Origin of the sequence: Pantoea sp. ANP04 (assembly GCF_041982285.1) — a bacterium.
In the GTDB taxonomy this organism is placed as follows: domain Bacteria; phylum Pseudomonadota; class Gammaproteobacteria; order Enterobacterales; family Enterobacteriaceae; genus Pantoea; species Pantoea eucalypti.
This window is the reverse complement of sequence record NZ_JAUTYS010000003.1, coordinates 95,626-115,423: the sequence shown is the minus strand read 5'-3', so window position 1 is coordinate 115,423 and position 19,798 is coordinate 95,626. Positions and strand designations below refer to the sequence as shown.

17 protein-coding genes are annotated in these 19,798 nt (G+C 54.8%); 7 read left to right on the top strand and 10 right to left on the bottom strand.

Translation table 11 applies throughout. The features are described 5' to 3' along the window. The first annotated feature begins 4 nt into the window (after positions 1–4). The gene (gene secA / locus Q7C21_RS05370) at positions 5–2,710 is read left to right on the top strand and encodes a preprotein translocase subunit SecA (RefSeq protein ID WP_003854731.1); all 2,706 of its coding nucleotides are present in this window, start codon (positions 5–7) and stop codon (positions 2,708–2,710) included. A 153-nt stretch (positions 2,711–2,863) separates the two neighbouring features. Continuing rightward, on the top strand, positions 2,864–3,259 hold the full coding sequence (gene mutT, locus Q7C21_RS05365; RefSeq protein WP_003854730.1) for an 8-oxo-dGTP diphosphatase MutT: 396 nt from the start codon (positions 2,864–2,866) through the stop codon (positions 3,257–3,259). A gap of 30 nt (positions 3,260–3,289) precedes the next feature. On the opposite strand, the gene yacG is transcribed toward mutT, so the two are convergent. Genes yacG through coaE form a run of 3 tightly spaced genes read right to left on the bottom strand, consistent with a single transcriptional unit; the run spans position 3,290 to position 4,852 of the window. Next, positions 3,290–3,487, bottom strand: a complete 198-nt coding sequence (gene yacG / locus Q7C21_RS05360) for a DNA gyrase inhibitor YacG (RefSeq protein ID WP_003854728.1) — start codon at positions 3,485–3,487, stop codon at positions 3,290–3,292. 8 nt (positions 3,488–3,495) lie between these two features. Then, on the bottom strand, positions 3,496–4,239 hold the full coding sequence (gene zapD / locus Q7C21_RS05355; RefSeq protein ID WP_078804747.1) for a cell division protein ZapD: 744 nt from the start codon (positions 4,237–4,239) through the stop codon (positions 3,496–3,498). A 4-nt stretch (positions 4,240–4,243) separates the two neighbouring features. Then, the gene (coaE, locus tag Q7C21_RS05350) at positions 4,244–4,852 is read right to left on the bottom strand and encodes a dephospho-CoA kinase (protein WP_110411653.1); all 609 of its coding nucleotides are present in this window, start codon (positions 4,850–4,852) and stop codon (positions 4,244–4,246) included. A gap of 233 nt (positions 4,853–5,085) precedes the next feature. On the opposite strand from coaE, the gene Q7C21_RS05345 reads away from it, so the two are divergent. Then, a complete protein-coding gene (locus tag Q7C21_RS05345; RefSeq protein ID WP_182629956.1) occupies positions 5,086–6,126 on the top strand; it encodes a GMP reductase in 1,041 nt (346 codons plus the stop codon). A gap of 24 nt (positions 6,127–6,150) precedes the next feature. Here Q7C21_RS05345 and hofC read toward each other — a convergent pair whose 3' ends face one another. From hofC to nadC, 4 genes are all read right to left on the bottom strand, one after another. Then, on the bottom strand, positions 6,151–7,350 hold the full coding sequence (gene hofC, locus Q7C21_RS05340; RefSeq protein WP_375150486.1) for a protein transport protein HofC: 1,200 nt from the start codon (positions 7,348–7,350) through the stop codon (positions 6,151–6,153). Continuing rightward, entirely contained in the window at positions 7,343–8,728 is a 1,386-nt protein-coding gene (gspE, locus tag Q7C21_RS05335) for a type II secretion system protein GspE (RefSeq protein ID WP_008925584.1), read from the bottom strand. Before gspE ends, hofC begins: the two co-directional genes overlap by 8 nt. Then, positions 8,715–9,170 carry a prepilin peptidase-dependent pilin gene (gene ppdD, locus Q7C21_RS05330; protein WP_003854719.1) on the bottom strand — a complete coding sequence of 152 codons (456 nt, stop codon included), beginning with the start codon at positions 9,168–9,170 and terminating at the stop codon, positions 8,715–8,717. Before ppdD ends, gspE begins: the two co-directional genes overlap by 14 nt. 174 nt (positions 9,171–9,344) lie before the next feature. Further along, positions 9,345–10,241, bottom strand: coding sequence for a carboxylating nicotinate-nucleotide diphosphorylase (gene nadC / locus Q7C21_RS05325; protein ID WP_008925585.1), 897 nt, complete (start codon positions 10,239–10,241; stop codon positions 9,345–9,347). A gap of 197 nt (positions 10,242–10,438) precedes the next feature. Here nadC and ampD point away from each other — a divergent pair, with 197 nt between their 5' ends. Next, complete coding sequence (gene ampD / locus Q7C21_RS05320) at positions 10,439–10,990, top strand: 1,6-anhydro-N-acetylmuramyl-L-alanine amidase AmpD (RefSeq protein ID WP_008925586.1); 552 nt, start codon at positions 10,439–10,441, stop codon at positions 10,988–10,990. A 16-nt stretch (positions 10,991–11,006) separates the two neighbouring features. Continuing rightward, positions 11,007–11,861 (top strand): beta-lactamase regulator AmpE, encoded by an 855-nt coding sequence (ampE, locus tag Q7C21_RS05315; RefSeq protein WP_008925587.1) that lies wholly within the window; start codon positions 11,007–11,009, stop codon positions 11,859–11,861. Here the strand turns inward: ampE and Q7C21_RS05310 are convergent. The 3 genes from Q7C21_RS05310 to aroP form a co-directional block, all read right to left on the bottom strand. After that, entirely contained in the window at positions 11,843–12,802 is a 960-nt protein-coding gene (locus tag Q7C21_RS05310) for a family 43 glycosylhydrolase (protein ID WP_003854715.1), read from the bottom strand. The genes ampE and Q7C21_RS05310 overlap by 19 nt on opposite strands. Further along, positions 12,799–14,211: a glycoside-pentoside-hexuronide (GPH):cation symporter gene (locus Q7C21_RS05305; RefSeq protein ID WP_003854714.1), complete on the bottom strand. Its 1,413-nt coding sequence runs from the start codon at positions 14,209–14,211 to the stop codon at positions 12,799–12,801. Before Q7C21_RS05305 ends, Q7C21_RS05310 begins: the two co-directional genes overlap by 4 nt. 179 nt (positions 14,212–14,390) lie before the next feature. Next, complete coding sequence (aroP, locus tag Q7C21_RS05300) at positions 14,391–15,746, bottom strand: aromatic amino acid transporter AroP (RefSeq protein WP_003854713.1); 1,356 nt, start codon at positions 15,744–15,746, stop codon at positions 14,391–14,393. A 514-nt stretch (positions 15,747–16,260) separates the two neighbouring features. On the opposite strand from aroP, the gene pdhR reads away from it, so the two are divergent. Beyond that, positions 16,261–17,025 carry a pyruvate dehydrogenase complex transcriptional repressor PdhR gene (gene pdhR / locus Q7C21_RS05295; protein WP_008925589.1) on the top strand — a complete coding sequence of 255 codons (765 nt, stop codon included), beginning with the start codon at positions 16,261–16,263 and terminating at the stop codon, positions 17,023–17,025. 101 nt (positions 17,026–17,126) lie between these two features. After that, entirely contained in the window at positions 17,127–19,793 is a 2,667-nt protein-coding gene (gene aceE, locus Q7C21_RS05290; protein ID WP_003854711.1) for a pyruvate dehydrogenase (acetyl-transferring), homodimeric type, read from the top strand. The last annotated feature ends 5 nt before the right edge of the window (positions 19,794–19,798 follow it).

Below are 19,798 nucleotides of genomic sequence, written 5' to 3'. Positions count from 1 at the left end.
TATTATGTTTAGCAAAATATTAACCAAGGTTTTTGGTAGCAGTAACGATCGTACGCTGCGTCGTATGCGCAAGGTGGTGGATGTCATCAATAAGATGGAGCCTGATTTTGAGAAGCTCTCTGACGATGAACTGAAAGCTAAAACCGACCTGTTCCGCGAGCGCCTGAAAAAAGGTGAATCGCTGGAGAGTCTGATCCCGGAAGCGTTCGCGACCGTGCGTGAAGCGAGTAAACGTGTGTTCGGTATGCGTCACTTTGATGTGCAGCTGATCGGCGGCATGGTGCTGAACGACCGCTGCATCGCTGAGATGCGTACCGGTGAAGGTAAAACCCTGACCGCAACGCTGCCAGCCTACCTGAATGCGCTCTCTGGTAAAGGTGTTCACGTGGTGACCGTCAACGACTATCTGGCACAGCGTGATGCGGAAAACAACCGACCACTGTTTGAGTTCCTGGGTCTGACGATTGGTATCAACATGTCGGGCCTGCCGGCTGTGGCGAAGCGTGAAGCATATGCAGCAGACATTACCTACGGCACCAACAACGAGTATGGCTTCGACTACCTGCGTGACAACATGGCGTTCAGCCCGGAAGAGCGCGTACAGCGTAAACTGCACTATGCGCTGGTGGATGAGGTCGACTCCATCCTGATCGATGAAGCGCGTACACCGCTGATCATCTCCGGTCCGGCAGAAGACAGTTCTGATCTCTACACCAAAGTGAACAAGATCATCCCTCACCTGGTTCGCCAGGATAAAGAAGATACCGAAACCCATCAGGGTGAAGGCGACTTCTGGGTCGATGAGAAAGCGCGTCAGGCTCATATGTCTGAACGCGGTCTGGTGAAAGTGGAAGAGCTGCTGGTCAGCCAGGGCATTATGGAGGCGGGCGAGTCACTTTACTCGCCGACCAACATCATGCTGATGCACCACGTCACTGCGGCACTGCGCGCGCATGCACTCTTTACCCGCGATGTTGATTACATCGTGAAAGATGGCGAAGTGGTAATCGTTGATGAACACACCGGCCGTACCATGCAGGGTCGTCGCTGGTCAGATGGTCTGCATCAGGCGATTGAAGCGAAAGAAGGCGTAGAGATCCAGAACGAGAACCAGACGCTGGCCTCTATTACCTTCCAGAACTACTTCCGTATTTACGAAAAGCTGGCCGGTATGACCGGTACTGCTGATACCGAAGCGTTCGAATTCAGCTCTATTTACAAGCTCGACACCATTGTCGTGCCGACTAACCGTCCGATGGTGCGTAAAGATCTGGCTGACCTGGTCTACATGACAGAGAAAGAGAAGATCGATGCGATTATCGAAGATATCCGTGAGCGTACAGCCAATGGACAGCCGGTACTGGTGGGCACGATCTCGATTGAAAAATCAGAAGTGGTCTCTAATGAACTGACCCGCGCCGGTATCAAACATAACGTCCTGAACGCCAAATTCCACGCCCGCGAAGCGGATATCGTGGCACAGGCCGGTCAACCGGGCGCGGTCACTATCGCGACCAACATGGCCGGACGTGGTACGGACATTATGCTGGGCGGTAGCTGGCACGCTGAAGTGGCCGAACTGGAAGAGCCAACCGAAGCGCAAATCGAAGAGATTAAAGCGGCCTGGCAGATTCGTCATGACGCGGTGCTGGCGTCAGGTGGTTTGCACATCGTGGGTACCGAGCGTCACGAATCGCGTCGTATCGATAACCAGCTGCGTGGTCGTGCAGGTCGTCAGGGTGACGCCGGTTCTTCACGCTTCTACCTGTCGATGGAAGATGCGCTGATGCGTATTTTCGCCTCAGACCGCGTGTCAAATATGATGCGTAAACTGGGCATGAAGCCAGGCGAAGCGATTGAGCACCCGTGGGTGACTAAAGCGATTGCCAACGCGCAGCGTAAAGTCGAAAGCCGTAACTTCGATATCCGTAAGCAGCTGCTGGAATATGATGATGTGGCTAACGACCAGCGTCGTGCGATCTACAGTCAGCGTAATGAGCTGCTGGATGTGTCTGATGTGAGCGAAACCATCAACAGTATTCGCCACGATGTCTACAAAGCCACTATCGATACCTACATTCCGCCACAGTCGCTGGAAGAAATGTGGGACGTGCCTGGCCTGGAAGAGCGTCTGCGCACTGACTTCGATCTTAACCTGCCGATTGCAGAGTGGCTGGACAAAGAGCCCGATCTGCATGAAGAAGTGCTGCGTGAACGCATCATGACCCATGCCATGGAAAGCTACGCAGAGAAAGAAGAGATCGTGGGCGCGGAAATGATGCGCAACTTCGAAAAAGGCGTGATGCTGCAGACGCTGGACTCTCTGTGGAAAGAGCATCTGGCAGCGATGGACTATCTGCGCCAGGGTATCCATCTGCGCGGCTATGCGCAGAAAGATCCAAAGCAGGAGTACAAGCGTGAATCCTTTGCCATGTTCGCCGCAATGCTTGAATCACTGAAGTATGAAGTGATCAGTACGCTGAGCAAAGTTCAGGTGCGCATGCCAGAAGAAGTTGAAGCGATGGAGCAACAGCGTCGCGAAGAAGCTGAACGTCTGGCACAGCAACAGCAGCTGAGCCATGTGGAAGAAGATCTGCTGGCAGCTGAGCCTGTGGCTGAGCAAAGTGGAGAACGCAAAGTGGGCCGCAACGATCCCTGCCCATGTGGTTCCGGTAAAAAGTATAAGCAGTGTCATGGCCGTATCGCCTGAGGCTAAATGCTGATAAAAAAGGAGCCGCTGGCTCCTTTTTTTATGGCCTTTGCCACTACGATGACTATGCCCATGCTGAGCTAAAGCGGTTAACTTCCGTTACGGCATGCTCTAAAATCAGCCTTCATTCACCATTACTACCGGATAGTCTTCATGAAGCACCTGCAGGTTGCAGTTGGCATCATTCGCAATGCCAATAAACAGATTTTCCTTGCCCAGCGCGCATCGACCTCTTATATGGCAAATAAGTGGGAGTTTCCTGGCGGTAAGATTGAAGCGGGCGAAAGCGCCGAACAGGGACTCATAAGGGAGCTCCAGGAAGAAACCGGGATCGATGTCACCGAGGCTCGCCCGATTGGTCATGCAGATCACAGCTATGACGATCTGCGCGTAACGCTGCACTTCTTTCTGGTTGAAGGGTGGAAAGGGGAGCCGTGGGGCAAAGAGGGGCAACCGCAGCGCTGGGTTGATCAGCATGCGCTGGTCGCGGAGGAGTTTCCGCCAGCGAATCATCAGCTGATTGCGCGTCTGGTCGCCGGCGAACTCTGAGTGGATGGGGCAGCGCGCCCCATCCTGTTATCAGCGCTCTTCTTCACTCCAGTTGTCACTGTCGTTCATATCGTCGCTGCTGGGAATGCGTTTCTCTTCTGCGGCCCACTCGCCTAAATCAATAAGCTGACAGCGCTTACTGCAAAAAGGGCGCCACGGGCTGAGCTCATCCCAGATGACATCTTTGCCGCACTGCGGACAGGAAACGGTCATGACTTCTTGCTGCATGTTTACCTCTAACAACAGGCCAACTGGAAGTTAAGGCGGGCCGGAACTTCACCGCGCTCACTATCAAATGGCATAAAACGAATGGCGTAGCGGCTTTTATGTCCGGACACCTGTGGATAGAGGGCATCGTCCAGCGATAACTGCAATCGCAGCAGATCGGCACCCTCGGCATTATCCTGATAAAAACCGTTCAGACTGGTCTGCATATGGAATGCGCCGGACTGGCGGATCAGATCCAGTACCATCGCCAGCGCATGATGCAGGGGCGCGAGCGTCTGCATCCAGGCTTCGACCTGCGCATCGCGTGTTTCCTGCGGCAGATGGAGCCAGATGTGCAGGCCTGGCAAATCAAAGCTGCAGCATCCGCCGGGAATGCTGAGTCGCTGGCGCACCAGGGCAATCAGACGATCTTCACGGAGCTGTTGCCCCATACGCGGGGCATTCATCAACTGCGTTGACTGAATTTTTAGTTTATCGTGCAGAGCATCCACCAGCGTCATGTCGACACCCGGCACATCAGCCCAGGCACGTAATTTTTGCTGCTGACGCTCCAGCTCTTTCAACAGTTCAGTCCGCATATCGCCGCGCTCGAAAATGTCGAGCAACTCGCCAATCAGGCGAAAAAAGGTCAGCGCATTAACGGTTTTATCCAGTGGCGTGGTTTCATCTAACTGATTAATCAAAAATTCAACCCGCAACCAGGTTCGCATTTTTTCATTCAGTGGGTGTTCAAACAGAACGGGTGTACTCATGGTATTAATCCTGTTTCGTTGCCGCCAGCCTGAGATAGCGCTGATGGAGTTCGGCAACCTGTGGCAGGGCGTCGTCGGGCTCGCCGCTGTTATCAATAATGTCATCGGCACAGGCGAGGCGTTGCTGGCGCGTGGCCTGTGCGGCAAGAATACGTTTCGCCTGTTCGACGGAAAGATGGTCACGCTGCTGAGTCCGCGCTAACTGCGTTGCCTCATCAACATCCACCACCAGTACCCGATCAGCCTGGTGCTGTAATTGATTTTCCACCAGTAATGGCACTACCCAGAGCACATAAGGTGAGGTGGCCTGGGCGATCAGCTGTCGCGTCCGGGCGTTTATCAGCGGATGAAGCAGTGCGTTTAACCAGCTTTTCTCTTCCGGCTTCTGGAAAATAATGTCGCGAAGCTGTTTACGATCAAGCATGCCCTGCTCCGTCACTATCGACGCGCCATAGCGCCCCTTTATAGCCTGCAAAGCGGGCGTGCCGGGTTCAACAACTTCACGGGCAATCAGGTCAGCATCAATAATGTCCACGCCAGACGCGGCGAATGCCTGGGCAATCGTACTCTTTCCACTGCCGATCCCCCCTGTAAGCGCGACGATATAGGGCATGTTTCTCACCTGACTTCTTTTACGACATGGGTTCAGGGTAATGATCTGACTAAAAAAGGCAAAAATGGGTGTCAGATCACACCGATAAATCACAACTAAATTTAACGGATTGTAGCGTAAATAAAGTGAAATTCGCAGTCTTGTCGCACAGCGAGAGGCGCGTATCATAACGCTACTGGAGCTGTGCTTACTTCGCGAACGACGATTCGTTGCCACTTACCAGGACACTATTTATGCGTATTGAAGAAGATCTGAAACTGGGCTTTAAAGATGTCTTAATCCGTCCCAAACGCTCCACGCTGCAAAGTCGCTCACAGGTTGAGCTGGAACGCAGCTTTACCTTCAGACATTCGGGCCTGAGCTGGAGCGGCGTACCCATCATCGCCGCCAATATGGATACCGTCGGCACATTTTCGATGGCCGAGGCGCTCGCCAGCTTCAATATCCTTACTGCAGTCCACAAACATTACAGCGTTGATGACTGGCTCGCGTTCATTCAGCGCGTGCCTGCGACATGCCTTAAAAATGTTATGGTCTCCACCGGCACTTCAGAGTCCGATCTCAGTAAACTGGTCGCCATTATGGCGCTGTCAGACGATCTGCAGTTTATCTGCATCGACGTGGCCAACGGTTACTCACAACATTTTGTCGATTTTCTGCAACGCGCGCGTGAAACTTTCCCCTCTAAAACAATCTGTGCCGGTAATGTCGTCACGGGCGAAATGGTGGAAGAGTTGATTCTTTCCGGTGCGGATATTGTCAAAGTGGGCATTGGCCCGGGTTCGGTCTGCACAACCCGGGTAAAAACCGGTGTAGGTTATCCGCAGCTTTCTGCCGTTATCGAGTGTGCTGATGCGGCGCATGGTTTAAGCGGACAGATTGTCAGTGATGGCGGTTGTTCAGTGCCGGGGGATATCGCCAAAGCCTTTGGCGGCGGTGCTGACTTCGTGATGCTGGGTGGCATGCTGGCGGCACATGATGAGTGTGAAGGGCAGGTTGTTGAAGAGAATGGCGAAAAATCCATGCTCTTTTATGGCATGAGTTCCGAATCGGCGATGAAGCGTCACGTTGGTGGTGTTGCGCAGTACCGTGCGGCAGAAGGCAAAACGGTCAAGCTGCCCTTAAGAGGTCCGGTGGCTGAGACAGCACGCGATATCCTGGGTGGGCTGCGTTCCGCCTGCACTTACGTAGGGGCCGAGCGCCTGAAAGAGCTGACCAAACGCACGACCTTTATTCGGGTTAACGAGCAGGAAAACCGGGTTTTCAACCGATAGTCATCCGGGGCGCAGCGTGCGCCCCTAATGCATCGCATCACCCAGCCCGAAGACCGGCAAATACATGGCAATCACCAGTGTGCCAACAATGCCGCCAATCACCATCATCATCATCGGTTCCAGCGAAGCCGCCAGTGTGTCAGCGCGCTCTCGCGTTTCGGCCTCATGCCATTCAGCCAGACGTGCCAGCATCAAATCCAGGGCGCCCGCCTCCTCACCGACGCGAATCAGCTGACCACATAATGGCGTGAACAACGGATGCTGCATCAGCGCCTGATGCAGAGGACTTCCCTCAGCAATATGTTGCTGCAGTCCGGCTATCGCGTCCCGCCAGAGCAATGAGGAGAGTGTTACCTTAACGGCGGATAGCCCCTGTAACAGCGTTAACCCGGCGCTCTGTGTGAGATGCAGAATGGTATAGATCTGCGTCAGTTGTGTGCCGCGCCACAATCCGGAAATCAGCGGGATGCGCAGGAAAAATGCCTGCTCACGGCGTTGCCAGCCCTCAGATCGTCGTCGCAGCTGATGCCATCCAGTCAGCATCAGCGAGACACCCAGGGCCAGCACACCTCCCCATTCCTGAAGCGCGGCAGATAACTGCATTACCGCTGCGGTAAAGGCGGGCAGGGGCGCATCAAAGGCGTCATAAACCGCAACGAACTCCGGCAGCACGAAGAGCAGCATGCCGCAGGTGACAGCCATCGCCACCAGCAGAATAAAAAGAGGATAGCGCAGCGCTTTACCCACCTGATGCCATAACTGCTGCTGGCGGATCTGCTGCTGAGCCAGTTCGCTGCAACAGACATCCAGCTGACCGGTGAGCTCACCTACCTCCATCAGGGACGGATAGAGTGCCGGAAAGATCTGCGGCCATTCACGCAAAGCCTGTGAAAAAGGCGCACCGCTGAGTACCCGATGATGCAGAGCTAGCATCAGGGCCCGCCAGCCAGCATGCGGCTGCCCCTCCGCCAGCAAAACCAGACTCTCTGCCAGCGGCAGGCCCGCTTTGAGCAAGGTGGCCAGCTGGCGAATGAGATCGGTTTTGTGCTGCCACTTCCAGTCCCTCGGACGCCAGACTTTTTCACGCTTCCAGCTCACCGGCAAAAGATCACGCTGCGCCAGCATCAGCAGCAGATTGTCACTGTCGATAGCCAGTAGCTGACCGCTGAGTAACTGACCCTGACTGTCGACCGCCTGCCAGCTGAATAAAGAGGCATTAGCCATCGTCCAGCCCAATCACCCGTTGCATCTCCTCCAGGGAGGTATCGCCCCGACTTACCGCTTCTAAACCGGAAACCAGCAGGGTGCGCAATCCCTGCTGTTTCGCCAGATTCAGCAGATTCTCCAGCGGCATCTCGGCGGCGATCGCATTTTGCAGTCTGGCATTAATGGGCAGTAGTTCAAACAGCGCCAGCCGGCCAAAATAGCCGGAAAAGCAGTGGTCGCAGCCTGGGGCACGCCAGGTTTGCAGGGTGCCAGGCCAGAGTTCCGGAGGATAGTGTGCCACTGCCTGAGCAGGCTGACGGCAGTGAGGGCAAAGGCGTCTGACCAGACGCTGAGCAACGATCAATTTCAGTGCTGACCCAAGCAGATAACCGGGAATTCCCATCTGTCGAAGCCGGGTCAGCGTCTCGGCGGTGGAGTTAGTGTGCAGCGTGGAAAGGACCAGATGTCCGGTTTGTGCTGCTTTAACCGCAATCTCTGCCGTTTCGGCATCGCGAATTTCGCCCACCATGATGACGTCGGGATCCTGTCTCAGCAGCGCCCGCAGCACGCGGTTAAAATCGAGCCCGTTTTTAGCATGGATCTGCGTCTGATTGATGCCCGGCAGTGGGATCTCAATCGGATCCTCAACGCTGCAGAGATTTTTTTCAGGTTTATTCAGCGCGCTAAGTCCGCTGTAGAGCGTGAATGTCTTGCCGCTGCCGGTGGGGCCCGTCACCAGAATCAATCCCTGCGGCTGGGCCAGCGCAGCGCAGAACAGACGTAGCTGCGCAGTGGGTAAACCGAGCTTATCCAGTGACAGCGCCGCGCTTTCACTCTGCAATAGCCTGACTACGGCTTTCTCCCCGCCGTAGATGGGCAACGTGGCCAGACGAAACGAGGCGGGTTTACCGGCGATCTCCATGCTGAACTGACCATCCTGTGGTAACCGTCGTTCGGCGATATCCAGCCCGCCGAGAATCTTCAGTCGTGCCAGCAGCGATGCAGGTTGAGTGGCAGGTAATGAAGAGAGCGGATGCAGTACGCCATCAATGCGCAGTCGCACGCGTAAACCCTCGCGGCAGGGTTCGATATGCACATCGGAGGCGCGGCGTTCGAGCGCCTGACGCAGGATCAGCTGTGTTGCCTCAATCGCTGACTCTGCGGGCGCCTCTTCACGCGCCACCAGCGGTGTGTCGGCATGCCGAAGCTGGTCGAGCCGGGCCTGCGGCCAGCATTCGATCTCAATCTTACACTGGCTGGCAAAATGAAGCGCTTCAGACAGTCCGGGCGGCACGCTTTCTGCGACGGCCACACGCAGCTGACTGGCATCATGGTGTAACACCAGGGCGCGATAGCGCTGACATAAAGCCGCGATCGCTTCATCAGGCTTGTTCATCGCTGGCCCCTTTATCCGCAAAGCGGAACTGATCCTGACAATTGTCGCGCAGGCTATTGTTGCTACTGGTGCAACTGCGTTGCCATCTGATGCCGCCATCCGTGCTGTCCCAGACCGGCAGCATTTCAACGCTCAGGCCATTGAGACTTTCCTGGCCAGTCAATGCAATCACACCGTTGGTCACGCTCAGTGCCGAGACATAGCGCGATCCTCTGGCTGCCGGAATGCCCGCTTCTCCTGCATGACACTGGGTTGGGCCACCACGCTCCATGGCGCAGAGCTCTACCGCAGTTTTAAACGGCACCATTGTTTGCAACATGTCGGTGAGGGCAGCGCGCTGCAGATAATTTTGATAAGCGGGCAAGCCGATGGCACTTAAGATCGCCACAATACCGACCACAATCATCAATTCAACCAGCGTAAATCCACGTTGATGATTCATCACATCGTCTCCTGTTTAAGAAGGCGACAGGTTAAAAATCAGTAGCAGTAAAAGACAGTCAGAGAGGGGAAAACTGGAAAGTGTGGTGTGAACAGATTTCAGGATTGCAGCGCAGTCGAAACTGCGCCGGAAGCGGGGTCGCAAAATCGTCGGGTCGGGTTACGGTGGCGCAGGCTACTTTTGTTTGAAACGCATAGAGAGATCCAGCGCCCGCACATGCTTGGTCAGTGCGCCAACAGAGACATAGTCCACGCCGGTCAGAGCGATCTGCGGCAGGGTTGTTTCGGTAACGTTACCGGAGACTTCCAGCAGCGTCCTTCCCTGGTTGAGTTCGACGGCGGTACGCATTTCTTCCAGGCTGAAGTTATCCAGCATCACAATATCGGCTTCGGCTTCCAGCGCCTGACGCAACTCTTCCAGTGATTCCACTTCAACTTCAACCGGCACATCGGGTTGCAGCCATTGCGCTCTTTCCACTGCCTGCGCAATTGAGCCGCTGGCAATAATATGGTTCTCTTTAATCAGGTAGGCATCTGAGAGGCCCAGGCGATGATTGCTGCCACCGCCACAGAGCACGGCATATTTAAGCGCGGTCCGCAATCCGGGCAGGGTTTTACGCGTGTCCAGCAGCTGTGTCTGGCTTCCCGCCAGCAGTGCGACATAGCGGCTGACTTCGGTGGCAACGCCCGAGAGTGTTTGCACAAAATTAAGCGCGGTACGCTCTGCGGTCAGCAGCAGTCGGGCAGGACCCTCGATTTCAAACAGCAGCTGGTCTGCCTCGATCTGATCACCATCTTCGACATGCCAGCTCAGTGTCGCGTGCGAGCCGAGTTGAATGAAGACTTCTTCCACCCAGCGTTTACCACAGAAAACACCCGCTTCACGGGTAATGACCTGCGCATGAGCCTGGATATCGGCAGGTAACAACTGGGCAGTAATATCCCGGTCAGCGTCGATCTCTCCACCAAGATCCTCTTTTAACGCCAGTGCAACCGCATCCGGGATGTCACTTTCAATGCGTTTGATGAGTGCCTGACGGCGGCTGTCAGGATCATAACCACGAGATGACATAGGTGTTTTACTCCAGAACGAGAAATGACAGAGGGTGACACAATAGCCTGAACCGCCATCAGGTTCCAGCAACGAATCGTATTTTGTTTAGTATCCTTAACACGCAGCGTTGTCATGTGACCCAACCGGCACACTAAGAGGCAAGAATCCTTTATTATTCATGCTATTCTCAGCCAGCTGAAACAAGGAAAATGGGTATGAAAATCGAACAGGGCTGGCTGACCGGAGCGCGTCACGTGCCGTCAACGCATTGCAATGAACGGCCAGACAATGAAGCGCCTTCACTGCTGGTGATTCACAATATCAGCCTGCCACCCGGCGAATTTGGCGGGCCGTGGATCGACAAGCTGTTCACCGGCACACTTCCGCCGGATGCTCATCCCTATTTTGCGGATATCGCCGCGCTGAAAGTCGCGGCACACTGCCTGATTCGTCGTGACGGGGAGATCGTGCAGTATGTCCCTTTTCATAAACGTGCCTGGCATGCAGGCATTTCGCAGTTTGAAGGACGTGAAAACTGCAACGACTTCTCTATAGGGATTGAGCTGGAAGGAACAGACAGTGAGCCCTATAGCGAAGCGCAATATCGGGCCCTGCAGCAGGTAACCCTGTTGCTGCTGCAGCATTACCCGTTAACGCCTTCACGTATCACGGGGCACAGTGACATCGCGCCGGTACGAAAGACCGATCCCGGACCTGCTTTTGACTGGGACTACTACAAACAGCTGTTAACGCAGCAAAAATCCTGATTTTTGCGGAGTCAGTATGACGTTGTTTACCTTGTTGTTGGTTTTAGGCTGGGAGCGCCTGTTTAAACTGGGCGAGCACTGGCAGATCGAACACCGGCTGGAGCCGATTTTTCGGCATCGCCGACATTTCTCCATGATGCGTACTCTGCTGATGACCGTGCTGGCGATGGCGCTGACCGCGCTGGTGGTATGGAGTCTGAAAGGCCTGCTGTTTGGTGTACTACAACTCCTGTTCTGGATCGTCGCCGGCTTGCTCTGCATCGGTGCCGGTTCGGTGCGTCAGCACTACCATAGCTATCTGAAAGCAGCCAGTCATGACGACGACGCGGCGCATCAGGCGATGGCGGCTGAGTTGACGCTGATTCATGGCGTGCCGGTAGAATGCAGCGAACGCGAGTTCCTGCGTGAACTGCAGAATGCACTGATCTGGATAAACTTCCGCTTCTATCTTGCGCCGATGTTCTGGCTGGTGGTGGGAGGGCCGTGGGGTCCGGTGCTGCTGGTGGGTTATGCGTTTCTGCGAGCCTGGCAAGGCTGGCTGGCAAAACATGGTACACCGATGGCGCGTTCGCAGTCTGGCGTGGATGCGATTCTGCATCTTCTCGACTGGATCCCGGTGCGGCTGGCGGGGGTGGCTTACGCGCTGCTCGGCCACGGCGAAAAAGCGCTGCCTGCGTGGTTTGCTTCGCTGACTGATCGTCACCGTTCTCAGTATCAGGTGCTGACGACGCTGGCGCAGTTCTCCCTGTCACGCGATCCGCACACCGATAAAGTAGAAACGCCACGGGTTGCCGTGGCGTTAGCGAAACGCACTTCACTGGTGCTGGTGGTTGCCGTTGCGTTGCTGACGATTTACGGCACGCTGGTGTAATCGGCAGGTGGCACGCCAAAATCGGGCGTGCCATCTTCCCGCCAGCTGAAATATTTCAGTCGGGTGTGGCGGTTCGGATCCCACAACGGATCGCCCTCAATTTCAGTGTAGTTACGCGCGTGATAAACCAGCACGTCGCGTCCCGCCTCATCCTGGGTAAAACTGTTGTGGCCTGGCCCATACTGATGGTTGTCCCAGCTGGATACAAAGACCGGGCGTGCCGATTTTTGCCAGGCGGTGACATCAAGCGGATCGGCATCAGCGGCAATCGACAGTATCCCCAGACAGTAATTTTCATCGGTAGCGCTGGCGGAGTAGGTCACGAACAGCCGATCGCTGTGACGAATCACCGCCGGACCTTCGTTCACGCTAAACCCTGCGCACTCCCACTCATATTCTGGCCGACTCAGCATCACCGGTGTACCTTTCAGCGTCCAGGGATTCAGCAGCTCAGCCAGGTAGAGATTAGAGTTGCCGGGAATCACGGGATCTTTTTGCGCCCAGAGATACCAGTTTTTGCCCTGATGTACGAAGTGCGTGGCATCCAGAGAGAAGCTGTCGAGCTGGCTGAAAACCCGGCGGCAGGGCTGCCATTCGCCCTGCAATGGATCTGCCGCCTCACACACCAGCGCATACATCCGGTGCTGAAACAGTCCCTCTTTGATCTCCCGCGTCGGCGCTGCTGCGAAATAGATAACCCACTGGCCGTCAATGTAGTGCAATTCGGGTGCCCAGATTAACTCGCTACAGGGGCCGCTATCAGGCTTGCGCCAGACCACGACCGGCTCGGCGCTGCGCAGGCCAGCCAGCGTTGTGGCGCGTCGGATCTCCAGCCGGTCATACTCCGGTACTGATGCCACAAAGTAGTAGTGCTGTTCATGGCGAAGGATAAAGGGGTCGGCGCGCTGCTCAATAAAAGGATTCGGCAGGATTGCAGTCATTTAACATCTCCGGTTGGCGTAGCAGCACCGTCGCGCAGGCGAACAGCGTGTAACTCGTGGAAGTTTTCGCGGCGCAGCGCGAGATCCTGCTGGATGGTAATCATCATTTTGCGGTCGACCTTCATCAGCCGCACCACGCCGGCGGTAATCAGATAGCCGACGCCTGGAATGATGGTGAAGAGCAGCATGATGCCGTTAATCGCTTCAGGGGACTGCTGTTTAGCACCCGCATTGTAGCCATAGATCGACAGCAGAAAGCCGACCATTGCACCGGCCACTGCCAGTCCCACCTTGAGGAAGAACAGGTTGCCGGAGAAGCTGATGCCGGTGATGCGCTTGCCGGTTTTCCACTCGCCGTAGTCATCCACATCCGCCATCAGCGACCAGTGCAGCGGAGAAGGGATCTGATGCAGGATATTCAGCACAAAGTAAGCCACTACGACCATCACCGTGGCGTGAGGATCGATCCAGTAAAAGCCGCAGGAGAAGAGCGCCAATGCGATATTAGTCCAGAAGAAGACTTTGAGTTTGCACCAGCGATCGGTGAGCAGTTTCGCCAGCGTGCTGCCGAACATCATGCCAATCACGCCCAGGCTGATAAACAGCGTGGCGAAGTGCGTGGACTGACCCATGACCCAGGTGACGTAATACATGGTGGCTGCCATGCGGATGAAGCCAGGACAGACGTTACAGAAGGTCAGCAGCAGAATGCGCACCCACTGGTCATTCTTCCAGACGTCACGCAGATCTTTTTTCAGGTCATCATTGCTCGGTACAGCAGGGCGGATACGTTCACGAACTGTGGCAAAGCAGAACAGAAACATCGCCAGACCAATCGTGGCCAGCACCGCCATCGCCATCTGGTAGCCGCGCGCTTTATCTTCCCCACCAAACCACTCCGCCATCGGCAGCAGCGACAGAGAAAGTATCAGCGTGGCGATACCGACCATGACAAAACGGTAGGACTGGCAGGAGACGCGTTCACCAGGGTCGTTGGTAATCACGCCACCCAGCGAGCAGTAAGGAATATTAATCGCGGTATACGTCAGTGACATCAGGAAGTAGGTGACGAACGCCCAGATGACCTTGTTGTGATAGGTCCAGTCTGGTGTGGTGAACATCAGAACGCTGAAGACCACATAGGGAACGGAAACCCACAGCAGCCAGGGACGAAAACGGCCCCAGCGACTCTGGGTGCGATCGGCGATGGCGCCCATAATCGGATCGGTAACCGCATCCAGCACCCTGACCGAAAGCAGCAGGGTTCCCACCAGCGCCGGAGCAAGGCCGAAAACATCGGTATAGAAGTAGTTCAGGAACAGCATGATGGCACCGCCAATCATGTTGCATCCGGCATCACCCATGCCATATCCCAGTTTTTCCCGAAACGGGAGAGCTGTACCTTTCATGGTTTATTCCTGCGCATCCAGTGTGAACAGGAAGTATTGTCAGGAAATCAGTGAGATGAACGGGAGAAATTCGTCATGAAGATGGACAAAACAGGTGCGGGAAGAGAAGTGTGAGCTGGATCGGGCATCAGAGGTACGTGCTGCAACCTCCCTGAGAGGTCGCAGCACGTAGTAGAGCATCAGGCTTTCTGCGTCTGGTTTTTAATAAAGTAACCAATACCCAGAATGACCAGCCAGACCGGGATCAGCCAGACGGAGATCGCCATGCCCGGCGTGGTCGCCATCAGTACCAGAATCCCTGCCAGGAAGATCAGGCAAATCCAGTTACCTGCCGGATAGAGCAGCGCTTTAAAGCGGGTTGTGACGCCCTGCTGATCTTTCTTACGACGGAACTTGAGGTGCGCCAGGCTGATCATCGCCCAGTTGATGACCAGTGCAGAGACCACCAGCGACATCAGCAGGCCAAACGCTTCGCCCGGCATCAGGTAGTTGATCAGCACACACAGCGCAGTAGCCACAGCAGAGACCAGAATCGTTAACACCGGTACACCGCGACGATCGACTTTCAGCAGTGCTTTCGGCGCATTGCCCTGCTGTGCCAGACCAAACAGCATGCGGCTGTTACAGTAAACGCAGCTGTTATAGACCGACAGGGCAGCCGTCAGGATCACCACGTTAAGCGCATTCGCCACCATGGCATCGCCCAGTTCGTGGAAGATAAAGACGAACGGGCTGACTTCTGAGGTGACGCGGGTCCACGGCATCAGTGACAGCAGGACCGCCAGCGAACCAATGTAGAAAATCAGGATACGCCACAGCACCTGGTTGGTCGCTTTTGGAATGCTCACTTCCGGGTTATCCGCTTCAGCTGCGGTGATACCCACCAGCTCCAGACCCCCGAATGAGAACATGATAATCGCCATGACGGTGACCAGGCCGCCAATGCCATGCGGGAAGAAGCCGCCCTGTTCCCACAGGTTGCGTACTGTCGCCTGCGGACCGGCATGACCACTGAACAGCAGCCAGCCGCCGAACAGGATCATGCCAATGACCGCAACCACTTTAATGATGGCGAACCAGAACTCCATCTCACCAAACACTTTCACGTTGGTCAGGTTGATAGCATTGATCATCACGAAGAAGAGGGCAGCCGACGCCCAGGTCGGAAAGTCAGGCCACCAGAACTGGACATATTTGCCGACGGCAGTGAGTTCTGCCATGGCAACCAGCACATAGAGCACCCAGTAGTTCCAGCCCGAAGCAAAACCCGCAAAGTTGCCCCAGTATTTATAGGCAAAGTGGCTGAAGCTGCCGGCAACCGGCTCTTCCACGACCATCTCACCTAACTGGCGCATGATTAAAAAGGCAATAAACCCGGCAATCGCATAGCCCAGAATAACGGCCGGTCCGGCGGATTCAATGACCGATGCACTGCCCAGAAACAGGCCGGTTCCCACTGCACCACCCAGCGCGATGAGCTGAATATGGCGGTTCTTAAGACCACGTTTCAGCGCTTCGCCTTGCTGCTGTTCCATACAAACCTCGTGATGTTTTTATTCTTCGTTCGCAGCACAATCCGCTGTAATGAAGTAGTTACAATAACGTATTGATTATTTTACGGTATCTGGCGTGCTGAATGCGGCCATTTGCTACCCTGGCGACAAGAATAGTGATAAGCGATTCGCTTTGCACCTGCTTTCGCCTTTCGTGCTGAGACTTGACTGAAAAAACGCCGTCCTGGTCATGTCTGCCTGTCGAAACTTCTGCCATGAAATTCGGGTAATGACGAATAGCTTTCACTTATGGCTGCCGCACTCATCAGGCGCTAAGCAGGTGTAAGGTTTGGTAAAAGTGCAATTATTTAACATTTGCCGTAGCGGATTTTTTCATTTTTTTAACCGCGAGTTAGCGCCAGGACAGGCTTTAAGGCGAGGTGAATGTCGCAGACACCATATAGACACAAGGTGAATACTTTGTTACTTTACCGGCACCTCATTGCAATTGGTATTACCAATTTACTCCGGACGCCTGGCTTAATAAGAAGGGATGATGGCTTACAGTAAGATTCGCCAACCTAAGCTCTCCGATGCTATCGAGCAACAGCTCGAATCCCTGATTATGGAAGGCACGTTGCGTCCGGGAGAGAAGCTGTTGCCTGAGCGCGAACTCGCCAAACAATTCGATGTCTCACGTCCGTCTCTCCGCGAAGCGATCCAGCGCTTAGAAGCGAAAGGATTATTGCTGCGCCGACAGGGTGGCGGAACGTTCGTGCAGGAGAATCTCTGGCAAAGCTTAAGCGATCCACTCGTTGAGCTGCTCGCCGGCCATCCGGAATCCCAGTTTGATCTGCTGGAAACGCGCCATGCCTTAGAGGGCATTGCCGCCTATTACGCGGCACTGCGCGGCACAGAGGAAGACCTGCGGCGCATTCGCGACTGCCATCTGAATATCCAGCAGGCGCAGGACAGCGGCGATTTAGACGCCGAAGCGGACGCAGTGATGCAGTATCAGATCGCTGTCACAGAAGCAGCCCATAATGTTGTGCTTTTACATTTGCTACGCTCAATGGGCCCTATGCTGGAACAAAACGTTCGTCAGAATTTCGAATTGCTCTACTCGCGCCGGGAAATGCTGGCAAAAGTGAGCGGTCACCGCGCCAGAATCTTTGAGGCGATTGTGGCCCGTGAGCCAGAAAAAGCGCGCGAGGCTTCACACCGTCACCTGGCGTTCATAGAGGAAATCTTGCTGGACAGAAGTCGGGAGCAGAGCCGTCGAGAACGCTCCCTGCGTCGTTTACAGCAACGTAAGGAATGACGTGCGACAAAGATCGTACTGATATCAGACGAGCCTGCCTGCATCTGCTTTAACAGGCTCCCGATTATTCAACGTATTAGACACAGATAAGGAACACACCCATGTCAGAACGTTTACACAATGACGTGGATCCGATTGAAACTCGTGACTGGCTACAGGCGATCGAATCGGTCATCCGTGAAGAAGGTGTTGAACGTGCACAGTATCTGATTGATCAGGTACTGGGTGCAGCCCGCAAAGGCGGCGTAAACGTGGCTGCAGGATCTTCTGCAATCAGCAACTACATCAACTCTATTGCCGTTGAAGATGAACCCGATTATCCGGGCAACACCTCTCTTGAACGTCGTATCCGTTCCGCAATCCGCTGGAACGCCATCATGTCGGTGCTGCGCGCATCGAAGAAAGATCTGGAACTGGGTGGCCACATGTCCTCCTTCCAGTCTTCTGCGACAATTTATGAAGTGTGCTTTAACCACTTCTTCCGCGCGCGCAGTGAGAAGGATGGCGGCGATCTGGTCTATTTCCAGGGCCACATCTCTCCGGGTATCTATGCGCGTGCGTTCCTTGAAGGCCGCCTGACCGAAGAGCAGATGAACAACTTCCGTCAGGAAGTTGACGGTAAAGGCCTCTCTTCTTATCCGCATCCGAAATTGATGCCGGAATTCTGGCAGTTCCCGACCGTATCAATGGGCCTGGGTCCATTGTCAGCGATCTATCAGGCGAAGTTCCTGAAATATCTGGAACACCGTGGCCTGAAAGATACCTCTGCGCAGACCGTTTACGCCTTCCTGGGTGACGGCGAGATGGATGAGCCAGAATCTAAAGGTGCGATCACCATCGCCACCCGTGAAAAACTGGATAACCTGGTCTTCATCATCAACTGCAACCTGCAGCGTCTGGATGGCCCGGTAACCGGTAATGGCAAAATCATCAACGAGCTGGAAGGCATCTTTGCCGGTGCTGGCTGGGAAGTGATCAAGGTCATCTGGGGCGGTCGCTGGGATGAGCTGCTGCGCAAAGATACCAGCGGCAAGCTGATTCAGCTGATGAACGAAACGGTCGACGGTGACTACCAGACCTTTAAATCCCGCGATGGTGCCTATGTGCGTGAGCACTTCTTTGGCAAATATCCGGAAACCGCCGCGCTGGTTAAAGATATGTCCGATGATGAAATCTGGGCATTGAACCGTGGCGGCCACGATCCGAAGAAAATCTACGCGGCACTGAAAAAAGCGCAGGACACCAAAGGCAAGCCAGTATTGATCCTGGCGCATACCATCAAAGGTTATGGTATGGGCGACACCGCGGAAGGCAAAAATATTGCTCACCAGGTGAAGAAGATGAACATGGATGGCGTGCGCTATATCCGTGATCGCTTCAACGTGCCGGTTGCTGATGACAAAATCGAATCACTGCCGTACGTGACCTTCGAAAAAGGCTCAGAAGAACATGCTTATCTGCATGGTCAGCGCGAGAAGTTAGGCGGCTACCTGCCAACGCGTCAGCCGAAGTTCACTGAAAAGCTGGAAATGCCAGCACTCGAAGAGTTCAGTGCGCTGCTGGAAGAGCAGAACAAAGAGATCTCGACCACCATCGCCTTTGTGCGTGCCCTGAATGTGATGCTGAAGAACAAGTCGATCAAAGATCGTCTGGTTCCAATCCTCGCCGATGAAGCGCGTACCTTTGGTATGGAAGGTCTGTTCCGTCAGATCGGTATCTACAGCCCGAACGGTCAGCAGTACACCCCGCAGGACCGCGAGCAGGTTGCATACTATAAAGAAGACGAGAAAGGCCAGATTCTGCAGGAAGGGATCAACGAGCTGGGCGCAGGTTCTTCCTGGCTGGCTGCGGCGACCTCTTACAGCACCAACAACCTGCCGATGATCCCGTTCTACATCTATTACTCGATGTTCGGCTTCCAGCGTATCGGCGATCTGATGTGGCTGGCGGGCGACCAACAGGCGCGCGGCTTCCTGGTCGGCGGCACCTCGGGTCGTACTACCCTGAACGGCGAAGGTCTGCAGCATGAAGATGGTCACAGCCACATTCAGTCGCTGACTATCCCGAACTGTATCTCTTACGATCCTTCATACGCTTATGAAGTGGCTGTCATCATGCATGACGGTCTGGTGCGTATGTATGGCGAAGCGCAGGAGAACGTGTACTACTACATCACCACGCTGAACGAAAACTACCATATGCCAGCCATGCCGAAGGGCGCGGAAGAGGGTATCCGTAAGGGTATCTACAAGCTGGAAACGGTAGAGGGCAGCAAAGGTAAAGTACAGCTGCTGGGCTCAGGTTCTATCCTGCGTCACGTTCGTGAAGCCGCCCAGATTCTGGCGAAAGATTACGGTATCGGCTCTGATGTCTACAGCGTCACCTCGTTCACCGAACTGGCACGTGACGGCCAGGATTGTGAGCGCTGGAACATGCTGCATCCGACTGAAGAAGCGCGCGTACCTTACATCGCTCAGGTGATGAATGACGCACCTGCTGTTGCTTCAACCGACTACATGAAACTGTTCGCTGAGCAGGTTCGTAGCTATGTCCCAGCCAGCGATTATCGCGTACTGGGTACCGATGGCTTTGGTCGCTCTGACAGCCGTGAGAATCTGCGTCATCACTTTGAAGTTGATGCATCTTATGTGGTGGTTGCCGCGCTGGGTGAGCTGGCTAAACGCGGCGAGATCGAGAAGAAAGTGGTGGCTGACGCTATCACCAAATTCAATATCGATGCCGATAAAGTTAACCCGCGTCTGGCTTAAGAGGT

Excerpts from the sequence above, each read along its gene's own strand:
- secA (WP_003854731.1), top strand. The coding sequence starts at position 5 with ATGTTTAGCAAAATATTAACCAAGGTTTTTGGTAGCAGTAACGATCGT.
- mutT (WP_003854730.1), top strand. The coding sequence starts at position 2,864 with ATGAAGCACCTGCAGGTTGCAGTTGGCATCATTCGCAATGCCAATAAA.
- yacG (WP_003854728.1), bottom strand. The coding sequence starts at position 3,487 with ATGCAGCAAGAAGTCATGACCGTTTCCTGTCCGCAGTGCGGCAAAGAT.
- zapD (WP_078804747.1), bottom strand. The coding sequence starts at position 4,239 with ATGAGTACACCCGTTCTGTTTGAACACCCACTGAATGAAAAAATGCGA.
- coaE (WP_110411653.1), bottom strand. The coding sequence starts at position 4,852 with ATGCCCTATATCGTCGCGCTTACAGGGGGGATCGGCAGTGGAAAGAGT.
- Q7C21_RS05345 (WP_182629956.1), top strand. The coding sequence starts at position 5,086 with ATGCGTATTGAAGAAGATCTGAAACTGGGCTTTAAAGATGTCTTAATC.
- hofC (WP_375150486.1), bottom strand. The coding sequence starts at position 7,350 with ATGGCTAATGCCTCTTTATTCAGCTGGCAGGCGGTCGACAGTCAGGGT.
- gspE (WP_008925584.1), bottom strand. The coding sequence starts at position 8,728 with ATGAACAAGCCTGATGAAGCGATCGCGGCTTTATGTCAGCGCTATCGC.
- ppdD (WP_003854719.1), bottom strand. The coding sequence starts at position 9,170 with ATGAATCATCAACGTGGATTTACGCTGGTTGAATTGATGATTGTGGTC.
- nadC (WP_008925585.1), bottom strand. The coding sequence starts at position 10,241 with ATGTCATCTCGTGGTTATGATCCTGACAGCCGCCGTCAGGCACTCATC.
- ampD (WP_008925586.1), top strand. The coding sequence starts at position 10,439 with ATGAAAATCGAACAGGGCTGGCTGACCGGAGCGCGTCACGTGCCGTCA.
- ampE (WP_008925587.1), top strand. The coding sequence starts at position 11,007 with ATGACGTTGTTTACCTTGTTGTTGGTTTTAGGCTGGGAGCGCCTGTTT.
- Q7C21_RS05310 (WP_003854715.1), bottom strand. The coding sequence starts at position 12,802 with ATGACTGCAATCCTGCCGAATCCTTTTATTGAGCAGCGCGCCGACCCC.
- Q7C21_RS05305 (WP_003854714.1), bottom strand. The coding sequence starts at position 14,211 with ATGAAAGGTACAGCTCTCCCGTTTCGGGAAAAACTGGGATATGGCATG.
- aroP (WP_003854713.1), bottom strand. The coding sequence starts at position 15,746 with ATGGAACAGCAGCAAGGCGAAGCGCTGAAACGTGGTCTTAAGAACCGC.
- pdhR (WP_008925589.1), top strand. The coding sequence starts at position 16,261 with ATGGCTTACAGTAAGATTCGCCAACCTAAGCTCTCCGATGCTATCGAG.
- aceE (WP_003854711.1), top strand. The coding sequence starts at position 17,127 with ATGTCAGAACGTTTACACAATGACGTGGATCCGATTGAAACTCGTGAC.